The 15,928-nt window shown below is 32.0% G+C and carries 12 protein-coding genes; 1 reads left to right on the top strand and 11 read right to left on the bottom strand.

The window, feature by feature from the left end; all coding sequences use genetic code 11:
- Positions 1 to 80 precede the first annotated feature (80 nt).
- From V7P73_RS12370 to V7P73_RS12410, 9 genes are all read right to left on the bottom strand, one after another.
- Complete coding sequence (locus V7P73_RS12370) at positions 81 to 1,415, bottom strand: trigger factor (RefSeq protein WP_333854134.1); 1,335 nt, start codon at positions 1,413 to 1,415, stop codon at positions 81 to 83.
- Positions 1,416 to 1,573: 158 nt separating this feature from the next.
- Entirely contained in the window at positions 1,574 to 2,134 is a 561-nt protein-coding gene (locus V7P73_RS12375; RefSeq protein ID WP_333854136.1) for a hypothetical protein, read from the bottom strand.
- 27 nt (positions 2,135 to 2,161) lie between these two features.
- Positions 2,162 to 4,546 carry a TonB-dependent receptor gene (locus V7P73_RS12380; protein ID WP_333854138.1) on the bottom strand — a complete coding sequence of 795 codons (2,385 nt, stop codon included), beginning with the start codon at positions 4,544 to 4,546 and terminating at the stop codon, positions 2,162 to 2,164.
- Positions 4,547 to 4,847: 301 nt separating this feature from the next.
- Positions 4,848 to 5,207, bottom strand: coding sequence for a hypothetical protein (locus tag V7P73_RS12385; RefSeq protein WP_333854140.1), 360 nt, complete (start codon positions 5,205 to 5,207; stop codon positions 4,848 to 4,850).
- Positions 5,208 to 5,257: 50 nt separating this feature from the next.
- Positions 5,258 to 6,286, bottom strand: coding sequence for a nucleoid-associated protein (locus V7P73_RS12390; protein WP_333854143.1), 1,029 nt, complete (start codon positions 6,284 to 6,286; stop codon positions 5,258 to 5,260).
- A gap of 49 nt (positions 6,287 to 6,335) precedes the next feature.
- Entirely contained in the window at positions 6,336 to 6,599 is a 264-nt protein-coding gene (locus tag V7P73_RS12395; RefSeq protein ID WP_333854145.1) for a hypothetical protein, read from the bottom strand.
- A gap of 583 nt (positions 6,600 to 7,182) precedes the next feature.
- Positions 7,183 to 8,187, bottom strand: a complete 1,005-nt coding sequence (locus tag V7P73_RS12400) for a nucleotidyl transferase AbiEii/AbiGii toxin family protein (RefSeq protein WP_333854146.1) — start codon at positions 8,185 to 8,187, stop codon at positions 7,183 to 7,185.
- Positions 8,188 to 8,189: 2 nt separating this feature from the next.
- On the bottom strand, positions 8,190 to 8,789 hold the full coding sequence (locus tag V7P73_RS12405) for a DUF6088 family protein (protein ID WP_333854147.1): 600 nt from the start codon (positions 8,787 to 8,789) through the stop codon (positions 8,190 to 8,192).
- A gap of 139 nt (positions 8,790 to 8,928) precedes the next feature.
- A complete protein-coding gene (locus V7P73_RS12410; RefSeq protein ID WP_333854149.1) occupies positions 8,929 to 10,503 on the bottom strand; it encodes a reverse transcriptase domain-containing protein in 1,575 nt (524 codons plus the stop codon).
- Between the two features lie 386 nt (positions 10,504 to 10,889).
- On the opposite strand from V7P73_RS12410, the gene V7P73_RS12415 reads away from it, so the two are divergent.
- On the top strand, positions 10,890 to 12,080 hold the full coding sequence (locus tag V7P73_RS12415; protein ID WP_333854151.1) for a hypothetical protein: 1,191 nt from the start codon (positions 10,890 to 10,892) through the stop codon (positions 12,078 to 12,080).
- A gap of 16 nt (positions 12,081 to 12,096) precedes the next feature.
- Here the strand turns inward: V7P73_RS12415 and V7P73_RS12420 are convergent, their stop codons facing one another.
- Both V7P73_RS12420 and V7P73_RS12425 read right to left on the bottom strand, forming a co-directional pair.
- Positions 12,097 to 13,461, bottom strand: a complete 1,365-nt coding sequence (locus tag V7P73_RS12420; protein ID WP_168637557.1) for a 5-methylcytosine restriction system specificity protein McrC — start codon at positions 13,459 to 13,461, stop codon at positions 12,097 to 12,099.
- Between the two features lie 12 nt (positions 13,462 to 13,473).
- The gene (locus tag V7P73_RS12425) at positions 13,474 to 15,831 is read right to left on the bottom strand and encodes an AAA family ATPase (protein ID WP_333854153.1); all 2,358 of its coding nucleotides are present in this window, start codon (positions 15,829 to 15,831) and stop codon (positions 13,474 to 13,476) included.
- Positions 15,832 to 15,928: the final 97 nt, after the last annotated feature.

Below are 15,928 nucleotides of genomic sequence, written 5' to 3' on the forward strand. Positions count from 1 at the left end.
CTTAATTTTCTTCGAAATCATTAAATAAAAAACGCCCAAATCAAAAGAAACGGGCGTTTGTATTTATCTTTAAAAGAGAATTATTTCTTCAATACTTCAAGAAACTCATCGTGAGAGATTGCAGTTTCGTTTTTCTTAGATTTCTCCAAGATCACATCTTTCAACTTCGCCATAGCAACTTCAGAAGAGATTTGTCTTACTTGGTTCTCATCTTTCAACATTTCCGCTGCATATTTTTGAACCTCGTCATCTCCTAAATGGTGGATTCCGTAGATTGCTAATTGGTTTCTTACCAATTGCTCAGCTTGTCCAAGAACTTCTGCATAATCCAAATTGATTTCGTTATCGTTCATCAATTTTCCTTCAAGGATTTGACCTTTGATAATGTTTTTCTCGTTCTCAAGGATTTCTTTTGCTTGCTCCTCAGAAGTGATATTCTGGTTAGAGAACAACAACCATTTGATTAAGAATGCCTCAGGTAATTTGATTTCTTCTTTCTCGTTTACTTGTTCTAAAATTTTGTTTACGAAATGAACATCAGCATTTTGTTGGAAATACTCATCCAATTCAGTTTTCACTCTCGCTTTCAATTCTTCTTCAGTCGTGATAACGTCTTTTCCATAAACTTTATCAAACAATTCTTGGTTAAGTTCTGCCAAGTTCAATCCGTAGATATCTTTTACAGTTACTTCAACCTCGTTGTGGTGAAGGTGTTCTGCTTCTTCTTTAGAGAAACCTAATTGTTTTGCCAATTCTTCTTTAGAAACAAGTTCTTCTTTAGAAACTTTTACAGAATCATCTTTCTTCAATTTCTTAACCAAATCGTAAGCTTCTTTCTGCTCTTTAGAAACAGTTACATTTTTTGGAGCGTGGTGGTGCTCACCTTCTGCATCAGCTTCTACAACTTGAGCAATTTCTAAAGCTACGTAAGAATCTTTACCGATTTTTTCTTCAGCAACTCTTTCTGCAAAACGTTTTTGCATATTTTCTACACTTGTAGAGATTTCTTTGTCAGAAGCTTCTACTTTGTAGTGAGGCGCTTCATATTTAGTCAAATCAACTGTAAATTCTGGCTCATATCCAACTTCAAAAGCTACAGACAAAGACTCAGCATTGTGATTGAAATCGTTAACTGGCTGAGGAACTGGCTGTCCAACTAATCTTAGTTTGTTTTCGTTTACATAACCGTTCAACGCTTCAGAAACCTGCTTGTTGATTTCTTCGAAAGCAATACCTGCTTCATATTGTTTTCTAACCATACTCAATGGCACTTTTCCTTTTCTGAATCCAGGAACCTGTGCATTTTTTGCATAGTTGATCAATTGCTTTTCTACTTTGTCCTTATAATCTGCTTTCTCCAATGTCACTGTAAGTAATGCACTTACCTCATCGTGGTTTTTAGCTGTAACGTTCATTAATTGAAATTTTTAGGTTGCAAAAGTAGTCAAATTCTGAGGAACTTCAAAATTAAATACAAGCTTGAATTTTATAAAAAATCATAAAATTTCATTAAAAAAATAAATATGCCTTACAAAAGACATCTTTATTTAGATATAATTGAATGATCTTGGGATTAATGAGCATCCACAGTAATATCAACATCTGTTTCACCTCCAGTTGTCTGACCTAATTGGTTGGTTGCTGACGGATAGTTTTGATTAACTGTTGAAGGACCGTGGATTAATTTGATATTCATTTTTCCAGTTTCTTGAGTAGAATTAACATTCCATTCTGTTTTCATTCCTAATTTTTGACCGTCTGTTCTTACAATATCGTCTGCTGCTCTCATTACAACAATATCTGCATTAGCTGGACCAAATGTAATAAAGTGGTGGTCTTTTTCTTCCTCAATCTCATCAGAAGAATGGTAATGATCATCGTGCTTGATTTGGAAATCTAATACCGCCGTATAAGTATCGCCCGAGTGCAAATGCAAATGTCCATCCGCTTCTCCACTAATAACATTGACAGTTTGTACATCAGAAGCATTAGCTTTATTAGTCAATGTTAAAACCACTTTTCCGATTTCGTCGTGCTCGTGTACATCTTCCGGAACTGCATCATCATCATTTCTACAAGACAAGATAAAAAAGGCTGCTAAAAGTGCTAGTGTTATATTTAATAATTTTTTCATTTTGATTTAAATTTTAAGCTGTAATAATTAAAAATTGTATTTCAGAGTTACGACGAAGTTTCTTCCTGGCTCGTACATATAATATCTTAGCCTGTTCAGATATTCGCGGTACTCTGTGTTAAATAGGTTGTTGATTCTGAAGTTAAAATTCAGATTTTTAAATAAGTTAGCTCCAATTGAAGCATTAAATAAAGTATAAGCTGCCGGTGTAGAACTGAAATCGACTGTCTCATTATACTCTACTCCGTCTTTAATAAAAGTTACCGGAAGATTTCTTATCGGAAAACGATTTTGTTTAAATGTATTTTCGTTCTCCAAAGCGATATAGAAATTCTTTGGTTTATTAAGCGTCAATTCGATTGAGTTTTTCAATTTTGCCGGCATCATTAGAATCAATGGCTCATTATTAGAAAGGTCGTCACCTCTCAAAATACTGAAACCTGATTTCCATTTCAGATTATGTAAAATAGACAACTCTGCATCGGCATCAACTCCAATCATTCTGGCTTTGATTTGCTGATAAGTCCAAACGGGGAAAACGCCTCGATTGGTATTAAGAACACTGCTTGGAACTTGATTCACAAAACTGTCAGAATACATCAAGTAAGGATTTATTTCCAAATGTAATCCTCTCAACAGATCAAAATGACCTGCCAATGAAAGATTAATATTATAAATCGTTTCTTTCTTGATGTTCAGATTTCCTTCTTCCATAATAGCTGCAGAATGATGCAATCCATCTGAGAAAAGCTCTGCAGGATTGGGTGTTCTTTCCGCTCTTGATAAATTAAGTCTAAATTCATAATCCTGAGTCGGTTTATAATCCAATCCAAGATTAGCTGACAAATTATGATAATCCAAAATAGGTCTTGTCAAAGTTCTGCTGCCAGATTCCTGAACAAAAAATTGCGGGAAAATTGCGGCATAATTGGCTTCCCATTTATCAGAATCATAATATTTATAAGAATCATATCTGCTGAAGTCATATCTTACAGCAGCTTCCGCATTTAGTTTAGAATTGAATTTATATTTAAAAACAGAAAAAGCAACTGCATCATATCTATAATAATCCGGAATTAGACGTCTGGCTTTGGTCGCAGGATTGGGGTAATTATCCTGATAACCTGCAGAGATTCCGCTTTCCAAACTCCAATTGGAACGTTCCAGCAGATGAACCAAACTCGCTGAATGTGTTATGAGTCTCAAATCCATAGATGGTAACTCATTCAGCTCGCCCCTTCGGATATCATATTCCTTTCTTCTGTTAAGCTGAAAGCTATATTGAAAAGTCAGTTTTCCGAAATCTGCGAAACGTCTGTAAGCTGTCAGTTTTGCAATATGATGTTCCACTTCTTGCTTCGGATGGTCTATATCATAACTGAAGTTGTCCAAAAAGTAAGGCTGTCCAAAATTAACGGCATTATAAAAATCCTCGGGACTTGACAAATGTGCACCCTTGTAAATCCCGAATTCCTGATTGGTTCCACTATACGACACATCAAAGCCTTGCAGAAAACTACGTTTCCCGAACGAGAAATTAAAAGAATTAAATTCCATTCCAGTATTTTGCAACGTATGATGTGGCACATATTCGTCACCCGTTTTTCTATAGCTTCCGCCTGCTTTTACAAACCATTGGTTTTCCCAGGCTTTGAGAACATTAGCCCCAATTTCTCCGCCTCTTCCATTAGAAATCCCAGAAAGCCTCACACTTCCCATCAGAGTATCTTTCTTTGGCAGATTCGCAGGCTCTAGAATGACAACACCGCCAACACCTTCATTCCCGTACTTCAAAGCGGATGCACCTTTCACAACATCAATATGTTCAAAATCATTGACATCGATATTTGAGGCGTGCTCTACACCCCATTCCTGTTCCGCCATTTTCACACCGTTGTTTACGATAGAAATTCGGCTTCCATACAAACCTCGGATAACAGGTTTTGTGATATTATTTCCTGTTTTCAAAGCTGATACTCCAGAAATTTTTGATAAAAGATTCCCAAGATTTTCCGTGGAATTCCTCTCGATTTCCGTTTTATCCAATGTTCTCACAATCATAGAACCTTTGGTTTTATGATTGCCGTGAATTGTTACACCTTGGATTTCGTTACTGTGATGTTCCAACGTAATCGCCAAATGAACATCCTTTGTAACTCCTACATTTTCAGTATAATCATTACAATCAGGATGTTTTGCAATGAGTTTGTACTGACCTGCAGGAATTTGCTTAAAAGAAAACTTTCCCGTTTTATCTGTTCTGGTGGAGAATTCACCGATTTTTACCACAGCATTTTCCAACATCGTTTTGTCGTGAAAATCCTGAACAGTCCCTTGGACAGTATATGTTTTCTGTGCGTTTATAATTGTCAATCCACAAAAGATGAACAATAAACTATATATCAATTTCATTGTAAAATAAAGATTGCATACTTTTCTTTGTAAAAAAGTATCTATAAAAAAATCTTGAAATTTGTTGTAATTATCGACGGATTTACACAAATAAAAATGTACAAATTGTAATTAATACTAATACCAAAATAAACCTCAGAGGTTGATTTTTTAATTAATGAAAATCAAAAAAGTCGATAAAAGGTTGGTTTAAATCTATCTTAAGGATAAGATTACAAAAGCTCACAGTTTCCAAAACAATCAATCAAGTAATACTTATGAATCTTGAGTCTTCTAGAATTTTTTCCTAGGTTTAGATTAATTACGAAATTGATGGAGGACCTCGAAGCTGAAAGGTGTATTTGGTCGCGGACCATATTTTTTCCTGTACAGAAAAAGTTTGTTGTGCTTCGTTGGTATGGTTTTCAAAATGAAAAACGAATTCTTCCGGAACCAATGAGTTTCCAGTCGCTAAAAAGTGACAAGCCAAACAGTCTCCAGATTGACCTTTGGAAACTTCTTTGGAAATGCTTTTCTCCGTTTTTTTGAATCCGGAATCTCTGAAATAAGATTCGCCTTCGTGATTGTGTAATTGCGAAGAAAACAAAGCCACAAAAAGATACATCGCGGCAAAAAATACCGAGATAAAATTCTTAACAGCTCTGTTCTTTCTGATTAACATCAATGCAAATGTAGAATATTTTTTGTGAAAAATACAGATTGTGTTAAATCCTATTTCTCTTCGTCAAAATACAAACGGTAATATTTCCCTTTGTCATCTTGTCCGGTTTCCAATTTATCTCTGTCGCCGTGGATGTAGATATGGAAATTTTTATCCAGTTTAATGATGGATTTAAAATGTCTCTGTTGCTTTTTAACCGCCTGATTATTAATAGGGAAATCTTCTGAAATAGAGATTTGCATATCGCTTTCATAATCCGATTTGAAGTTAGAGAAACTTTCTATCACATTATCATCCACCAACACCTCTTTTACAAAATCATCGTATCTGAACTCTTCTTTATCTTTAAAGAAATTGATGGACTTGTTCAAGAAATCGGCTTGGTCTGCTTTGGAAACTTCGTATTCTTCCGGTAATTTTTGGGTAATGAAATCTTTGTAAACAGACAAAGTTTCCTGTGTATGGAAATACTCATTGTCGCGTTGTTTTACTTTAAGGAAATCCTCGAACCAGTAATACATATCGCCGTTTTTGTTATTATCTACAACCGACAAAACGTAGCCACTTTCTTTTTCGCTGTTATAAATCAAAGCCGCCTTATCAATCTTGGATAAACTGATTCCGAAATCTCTTTCGATTTCAAAAGATTCGTCCTGAGGATTGATTTTCAGGAAACCTTCTCTTTTTTCGGTTTTGAAAATCCCGATAGAATCAGTCTTTTCACTTTGCCCATCCGCAGACTCAAAAACTTCGCCTTCAAAATAAACCAAAAACATCTCACCTGCCTGAACTCTTGGATTCTCCGCTGCCTCATACAGATGCTTAGCAATATTCTCAGATTCCCATTGGAACTTGGCTTTATCTTCAAAAATCTCCGACACAGCACTATAAACAGGATTGTTTACCAAATAAGAATCACTGTAAAACTGAAACTGCTCTTCAGATTTAAAAGCACTGATGAAGTAATTCCCCAGCAATTCTTTCATCTCCTCATCCAGCTGTAGCTCCTCCTGAGAAAGCGTTAAAGATTCTCCATTGATTTTATTCCCGACTCTGTGAACTGTAATTTTTGAAAACATTGATTTTGTTTTTAGGATTGCAAAGATATTAAATCCTATAAAAGTCCAATTATTTTATTGCTTCTAATAAATCAAAATGAGGGTCAGAAGATTTTAATACATAAGAGCGATCATTAAGTACAATGGCAGAATTTCCACACATTTTTTTCTTTTTAAAAATTGTATTTTTAAGGAAAAGGTTTTCGTCAATGATTATTGAGTCATCCCAAAGCTTTAATTTATTAAAATTACGATCAGGCTCTCTAAAATTGAGTGCTATCGCTTCCGGATGCTTATCATTGAAGTTTTTAACATGCTTCTTAAAATTCTGCAAAACATTTTTAATTCTCGAGTCGGATTGCTCATCGAGAAGATTCCAGCAGGAATCATTTTTATAATCATATTTAATTACTATCGTATCTTTTACAGGTATATTTTTGGATGTAAGATATGTTTTTAAATTCTCGTATTCCTCTTTTTCTAAAGTAAATATCTTATCTCTACTTGTAATTTGCGATTGGTAAAAATTGGCAACGGATAATATAGATATGATATAGTTTTTTCATCTTTTTTTAGTAAAATATAAACAAAAAACCCAGCCGAAGCTGGGTAAAAACTAATAACCATGAAAACTCAAATTAAACATGAGAATCGCTTCAGTTAGAAGCAATAACCACGCCACCAAGTTTTAAAACTTTCATAACAAATGTTATAATTCTGTTAAATTTTGAACAGTTGAAAAATAAAAGCCCCCTTGCTTACACAAAGGGACTTTCTATATTATAATTCGCTGGTCTTATTTGACTTCTTCAAAAGTAACTAATGCTGAAAATCAATTAGTTGTGTTTTAATGGTACAAATATGATACTAAATTAACGAATATAAACAAACGCTAAATTGAATATTTTCTATCATTATCAACTTACTACCTTGTTCAATTTACCCATAATTTCCTTCATTATTTCAATTAAAGTTTTGAAATTCGGACTCTCGCCTACGATCATACTTCCCTGCATTATTCTGTAATCTTCTTCCCATTTATTCATTATTTCTTGAGGAGGAATGATATTGATAAGACCCTTTTTATGATTGTCGTAGTTGATCCACTTAGAATTATTCATTCTTTTTCTAAAATCAACAATTCTTTCAAAAAGGCTATCATCAATTAGTGCACGTTTTCCGTATTCTGTATGATAAAGTTGGTGCAAATCAAACAAATGACGACTCATTCTCTCGCTTCTAATTCTTTCTATTGGTTTTGAAAATTCTTCGTGAATTAGAAGTATTTTCTCTAAAAATGTTTTTGTAGGAACAGTTACCAAAACTTCAAATTGTGGCAATGAAAAAGGGGCATCTTTATAATGGTTTTCTATAAATGATTCTACCATTTTTTTCTCCGAAGGTTCTGTCATTGCTCTTGCTCCCATTTCAATAAGAACTTTTTGCTGCACGTAACTTTCTTGTGGAATCACACTGTTATAGACTAATTCTAAGTGATTTGGATCGCTAAGATCGTCAATAATTTCAGAATATTTAATTTCGTATTCATTCTCAGAAATCTCTAACTTCTCCAATTGTTTAACCAATTCTTCTCTAAATTCGGAGATTACAAATTTTCCTGCGGTCTTTCGAAGTTTCTTCATTTGCGTTTTGGTTTCTGGATCTTCTGCAAATCCTAATAAATTTTTATCAATAATTAAATCGACATCCTCCGAAAACCGTTCGATAATTTGATAAGCTTTGCTTAAAGAAGTTCCACCCTTGAAGATAATTTGGTCTTTATATTTTGATTGAAAAACAGCGCGTAACACCATACAAACCCACCAATCTTTCTCTATCGCAAAAGGCGCATAACCTGTTGATAGAGCGAGTTGGTTTAAGGTTTCAATTCTTTGTTCTTTAGTAAGCTGCTGATGCCACATTTTTATGAAAGGTATCTGTTTTTTATTCTTTTTTGAATCCAAACTGGTGCATATTTCAATTGAGACATTAATACTTTTTCGTCTATTTTCTTAATATAGACTGTAAGTTTTTCCTCAAAATCTTCTGAAATATTTTTCTCGCCGGTTATTTTATATGTTTGAATGATGAGCTGAAGCAATTCATCCTTAACCGCTAAATTTCTAGGGGCAGTTTTCTTAAATTTAATGATGCTTTTTCTTATTTTAATTTCTCTTTGCGCACCATCTGTAAGGTAAACCGCGTGTAGCGGAATTTGGGTAGAAAGCCCCAACAAATACATTGCCATCGCTCCCGTAGGTGCAATTCTGGCTTTATCTCTTTTCGCAATTTCCTTTGCAATTTCCTCGATGCTTGGATAGACCGTTCCTAAAAGCTCATCTTTCTTCGGAACCAAATAAATTCCGTGAGCCAACCGAACCAAAACTCCCTGTTCTTCCAACCGACGCAGAACCTGCCGAATATTCTCAGCAGAGCCAAATCTCAGAAAGTCTTCTGCGAAAAATATTTTTCCCTTAGAAGATTTCTTAATCTTAGTTTCTATATGATTATGAGTTGTTTGCACGGTTTATATAAATAATTATAGTCACAAATTTAGTAAATATTTGTGACAAAATATGGTTTATAAATCTTTAATCATAATACATTAGCGCAACACCTCGTCTTTTGACAAATTCCTGCAGTTTGATTATTCAAAACAAGCCTTATTTATTCAAATGCTTTGCAATAGCGGTGTTTAGCAAATGTTCTTTTTTCCGAAGCTGTTTAGAAAAAATTTTACTATCGAAAATTTTTTCACACCTTTTAATATAGCTAAAATAGTTTGATTTATTTTTATTTACAAATGGTTTAACGATCATTGAAAACTCATTTCTTTCATTTTCTACAAGAAATGTTCTATTCCGAAAAGTCTGTTTAATTTCTCTATTTTCCCCATCTAAATCTCGTAACGGTTTTTTGTATAATTTTTTAATTTGATTTTTAAACACCGCTTTTGGAATATTTGGATTTTTGTTTCTTATTGCTCGATTAGATCTTCGTCGAACGATAGAAATTAGTCTTCTATAAAATTTAGCAATATTTGTTGATTTTATACAGGTATTGTATCCTCGAAATTCAAATCCAAGGTATATTAAAGGCGCGTCTTTCCTTTCATTACCTTCAACTTGCTTAAAGGAAGTTAGTCTACTATTTTGTTCTTGATTGTATATTGATTTTCTAAAAACGAAAGATTCGGTTTTTGAAGAACTTATTTTTAGATTGCTTTGTTTAATAAGATTTTCAACATAATTTTTTATTTCTTCTAGATCATCTACATTTGCTACTATGATAATATCATCAGAATATCTTCTATAAAATCCCCCTTTATCCTTTACAACTTTGTTAAGAATATTTTTATCAAAATCCAACAAATATAAATTTGCAAGAACTGCACTTATGGGCAATCCTTGAGGAATACCTACTTGAATTTTTTCTTTATTATAAAATGAGTTTTTATAAATTCTTAATTTTCCCTGTTTTATAGTATTTCGAAAATCTGCATTTGACTCAAAGAAACTTTTAAAACCTTTTTCTCTTCTTATTTTTGCTAATTTTTTTTCATCAAAACCAGATTGTTTACCACTTTTTTGTATTCTAATTCGCAAATCATCTCTTAATACATAACTGAAATTTGTACAAGATTTGAAAACGTTTTTGTGATCTGGAGGTAATTCTTCCTCACCTAATAGATCGCTCCACTTTTTTTCTAACAACTGATGGTCTAAGCTTGAAAAAAAACTTTCTATATCAAAAGTTAGTACCCCTACTTCCTCTTGGCAATCGCTACGATCTCTAATCTCATCAAAAACTTCTTTAGCAAAATGAATCGTACTCTTTCCTTTTCCAGTTTCGTCTAAAATAATTTTCCTGTAAGCATTAACGCAATCGTCGAGTCCAAGATCTTTTTTTAATGCCGTTTCATACAATTCATTTAGTATTGAGGCGTAATATCCATAAATTAAAGCGTCAAAATGTGTAGCATAATGAAGAGGTCTTTTTTTTGCTGTTTTTTCAAATTTGAAATCATTGAGTTTGAAATTATGCGTCCTCTCTTTTTCATTTAAATGTTTTTCCGAATTTACTTTTTTATATTTCCTTTCTTTAATGATCGAATGCATTAAAGGATAAAAAGCATATTTCTGTATGAAAGAAGGATCTTGGATTTTCTTTTGATAACTTTTCCAATTTTCATTGATGCGTAAACTCGGGGATAAATGTAAATATCCCTTGGTTTTCATCCAATTTGGTTTGACTGTATCATTTGTCATAAAAAACCCCGTAGAAAGTTCTAGCAATAATGATTATTAAATTTACATACCTCCGAAGAGTGGACTAGTACCCATTAACTGAGTCATTGTAATGTTCGTAAAGATGTACTGCAACTAATTGATGTTGCTCCAGTTAAACCCTATTTAATAACAGAATTAATGAATTTGGAACTAATAATTAAATTACTTATCTTGTGGCTTGAATGCGTGATGCTCCTTGTAACGGGAATATCGCATTGCAAACTTTTATCCTGCAAAAGCAGTAAGACCGAAGTCCTGTAGTCCTGACTAGATGTAAAAAATCAACTTCCTACGAGTACATCAAATATAGGAAAATAAAAAACTAAATAACTACTATGAGTAACTTTCAAATTGGTGATCTTATTTCTTTAAAAAACCACCCTTATTCTTTAAATCAAAAGACGAAAATTGGAGCAAATGCTTTAATGACCCCACCACTTATGGTAGTTACCGAAATATTAAAGCAAAATAAATTCAATCCAGATTCTGAGAATGAAGAAAAACTTTTAGGACAAGTTTTGGGCACTTTCTATAACTCTAAAAATTGTAATTACGAAAAATTTTGGTTTAATATTGACGAAATAATTCCTATTACTAATGCAGAAAAAGAGAATATAGAAGAGAACATTGCGGGAAAAAAAACATTTCCAACCGAATTAACTGCTGTAAAAAAAGAATATAAAGGAAAACAAGTGATTTTAAATACTGCTGATGCAGAATTGGGGAAAAAGAAAATCAGTTGGAGTGAAGAAGGTGATAAAGAAAAATTTCGTACTGAGTCCTATATGGATTTCTTACCGCCAGTAATGACCGTAATTGACGTTGTTGAAAATTCTAAATTTTTAAAAGATAGAAGAGATCCAAAAGATGGTACGTTGAAAAAGGATTCTTGCAAATTCTTATTAAAATGCAAATGGTTTAACCCTTCTAAACAATCATTTTCCGAGGATTTTATCCCTTTTAACATTGTAGAGGAAGTTATCTTTGATCAAGAAAAAATTGATATTATACAATTGGGTATGAGTGGAAGTAAATTATTTAAAATTCCAAAAATCACTCCATTTGAAGGACATCCTAAAAGTCAAATTAATAATACGTTAGTTGAAATCATCAACATAATTCTTTTAAATCATAAAGTACGGATCGTATATTCTGACTATTTTTCAAAAAAAGTGAAATCATCTTATTTACAAGATTTCGATTTTGAATCAACGAAGTTTAAAATTACAGATTTAGCTAAAAATAAATTTCCAGATTATTCGTCGAGCGTCTTTAATGATATAAAAAAATTATCTTGGGAGCAAGATAAGTTTTATGAAATCAACTATACCGACAGAAAAGGAAGATTTACACAAAGAATAATAACCAATTGCTCTACTAGCACATTTGAAAACGAAGATGAAATTGAAGAAACTTTTATCATTGCGAATTGCTTATTAAGAAAAGGAGACATTCGTCATTTTCGTTTAAAAAACATTATTGAACGATCGACTTTAACTAAAGATTTCGAAAACTTAATAATGTAACTTTAAACTGAACAGTTTAATTCACAAGTAAATTAATTTCTTGTAAATACATTTTTTTATATGAAGAAGAAACTCTGAATGAACTTTCGAAAAGGGGAATTTCTTCAGTTTCTTCTTTTACTTTGAAATCTTCTTGAGTGTGCTGATCTTTTTCTGTGAAATTTAAGTTTCCGGGATAAATGAAATATGTAGAAATCACGTCATCATTCTCGATTCCCAATTCTCTGTAAACACTATTTAACCTGGTATAGCCAGCCAATTGTCGTGCATCTTCCATCGTGGGATTTCCGTTTGAATAACGTGGTTTGTACTTCGCATCTACAACAGCTTTTATTCCAGAATTTGTATTTATAATAAAATCTGGTTCTTGTTTATTGAATTTTTTATGATATTGCACTTCTCCTTCCAAAGAGTATCTGTCACGAAGTTTTCCAAATACAAACAATTCAAATAACTTACTCATATCTATCCAAAATGGCGGATGCAATGTTTTTGCTTTGTTGGAGTTTTTAGAAATATTGTAGTCATTTAACGCCAAAATTTGATTTCCTAATTGAATTGCACGATTATAGTTTTTAAAAAACGGATTACTCTCTTTAAAATCCAATTTACTGAAAGTATTGTCGCTTACCTGATGGAAACCACCATTGCAGTATCTTTGAATTTCTACTAAGTTTTTATATATGTCTGAATTGTTCGAATAATCTTCCAAATGAATTGAAACACAAGATAAAACAAATTTCAAAAATTGGTTTAATTCAATGTCAAAGCCAAATTCCTGAAATTTACAAATTGTTTTTGTGTAACGATTTTTAAGTATATTTTGTTTGATTTGTTGTCCTACCAATACTTTTCCTTTAACTTTATTGTTTAAATTTTCAACCTTTTCGTAATATGATTTTTTCAAACCCTTCTTTACTAAATCTTTTACAACAGATAAAAACTGGGCAATTAAAAAAGGTGTTAAAAGTGGTTGTAATTGATTGTCAATTTCAATCCAATCTTCATCGAATTTTGTAGAGATCAAGCCATCTAAATGTTCAAAGTTTTCTGGTTCTTTCAATGATTCCAAAAGCATTTGAACATAATTTACTTGTTTTTCTTCATTATTAATCTTTGGCTCAATATAGATGTTAGCTCCTAAATTTGGAAAACAATCTAAACCAATATAATAAGACGAAGAAATACTGCAGGAGTATTGATTTTCCTCAGAATTTCTATTTAATGAAATGGAAACACAGTTTTTTTCTTTATCATTTTCAAAATTTATTTTATCTTCTAAAGTTGATAAATCAAAATAGTGCTCCCAATTTTCAATTTTTTGAAAAATAGAAATATGGTCTTTATTATAATATTCAAAATGTTCTGAAATCCTTAGCATTCTAATGTATGATTAAAGAGAATTAATTATACTTCTTGCCGATTCTTTCAAAATGCCATCTTTTATATACTCCTCTAGTATAGGTTTTATTTCATACCTAATTCTAAAAGTGAAATCAACAGGTTTTTCTTTAATATCTTCACCAATCTCATTTTTTTCATAATGCTGAATAAAATAAGAATGTCCTAACCAAACATCTTTAGGATCGAAATCTGCAGTCATATATTCTGACTTTTTCATCACCACATTATCATCTGAATAATCGATAGATGAATCATAATCTTCAATAAATAATGAAGCAACTTTAGCAAAAACATCATCTTTAAAATCATCATTTAATTCTGATTCTAAATTTTTTGGTAATACATCTACGAAAGCAAAACGTCTTCTAATAGCATAATCGATATGACCGACACTTCTGTCTGCGGTATTCATCGTTCCGATAATACAGAGATTTGGAGGGAGGATCAATTTGTTTGAATTTCCAACTTTGTACATAGATTCTACGTTTTCGCCACGGTATTCTAAAGCATAAATGAGCTCTCCTAAAACAGATGAAAGATTAGCTCGGTTGATTTCATCGATTATTAGGACGTAGTTTTTCCGAGTTTCTGAATAAGTTTCCCCATTATAAGAGTAATTTTCAAAGAATTTTTTCAGTAAAGCATTGTAATAAGTATAACGATAATGTGCGTGAACAGAAAGTTCTTTTGGAATCTTTTGTAATGAAATCACTAATTGATTTTCCAGAACTGCTTTTATTAATATTTTGAAATCCGAAAAATTAATTCTAGAAGGTGAAGCCCAATCTTTACCATATCTAAAATTATCAACCTCTACTTTAAACAAATTAATATTTCCAGATAAGTTAATTTCGCTTTCTTCTACATCTTTTTCTATTTCATTTTTAAAATCTTCAAATTTTTCATCAATCCAAATATCTAAATTATTTACAATGGAGTTTTGAGAGCTGATACGATAATTTTTCAATGCTTCTTCTGCAAATAAGCCTAAAGTTTTATTCACATTTTTATATTCAATTTTATCTCCTTTAGACTCCGCTACAATTCCTCGTACAAAATCTTCATAGGTGTAACTTGGGTGGAATTGAATAAGTTTGAATTCTTCGTTGTCTTGTAATTCATTCACATTATTAAGACCCAACATTCCTAATGCTATGTTTTTTGCTAATCTGGTTTTTCCTGTTCCGGGTGGACCTTGGAGGATGATTTGTTTTTTGTATTGAAGTAAGGTATTTATATTTTCCATTTTCTGTATCTCATTTATTCTGGCATTCGAAATATATTCCTGAATAGGAGTTAAATTATCCTGTGTTGGATAGGAATATGATTTGTAAATTTTAAACTGATTAATTGGAATTGGACCAACTTTATAAAACTTATCAATCAAGAAAGTAATTTTTGCAACTTTATTATCGTCCTGCAGTTGGTCATATTTCGGACAATTTTCCTGATTTGTATAATTTTGCTTCCAATTCGCTTTCTCATACTCTTTTTCATTTTCAACAAAATCAATTACTTCTGCAATATAATTAACATTGTAATACGACGTGTAGAATAGCTTAAAATGTCCATTCTCATCAATGCATTCTCGTAACAACTTCAACGTTTTATTAGTTCCAGATGGTCTTTTTGAATTCCAAAACACATCGTATGAATCTTTCATTTGGTGGTTAGAAAGCCAACCTGTACTATCTGATGCCATAATACCAACTAAACTTTCCTTCCATTCTTTTTCTAAAAAGTATGCAATTCTTGTTATAAGATGTGTCTTATTTTTTAAATTGCTTACATCAATTCTAAATTCGTCAAAATATTCTAAAAAACTGTCTTTAAACGTAGTGTTTTTATAAGCTTTAAAAAAAAGATTCTCCGAAATTTGTTGTCTATGATTCTCACTCAACATTGTGAAATTATCTAGAGGATTCAACATATAGTTAATCGCATTTTTAACAGATCCATCAGGAATATCTTCTCCAAACTTATAAGAGATTAATTGCTCAACCCAATTATTCATTCTAACAAATGCAAATGCTAAAACTCTATTATCATCATACTGATTCAACTCCTTTTTTCTATGTGCATTTGAATCACAATACGACACAATTGTCAGCAACAGCTTCCCAAACTCTGAGAGTTCTGCTGTATCATCAAAAAGTAATTTAAGTTCAGAATATTTTTTTTTATTTAAACGAAGAAAATTTTCAGTTTCTGCATTTACCTCAAATACCAAAAAATCTTGTAAAGCGTCAGTAGCTTTCTGAAAGTAAAATTCATTTGATCTAATAATATCTTGAGCCCAATTTGAAGTGAGCATTTCTGCAACTTTGCTTCGTAATGATTCCTCCATATTTTTCATAGATTATTAAGTTCCACAAAAATACGTTTTTGAATTTAACAAAAAATACGGGAATCCATAGTGGCTTGATTTTAATCGGATAAATGAT

Source organism: Epilithonimonas sp. (assembly GCF_036780765.1).
GTDB lineage: Bacteria > Bacteroidota > Bacteroidia > Flavobacteriales > Weeksellaceae > Epilithonimonas.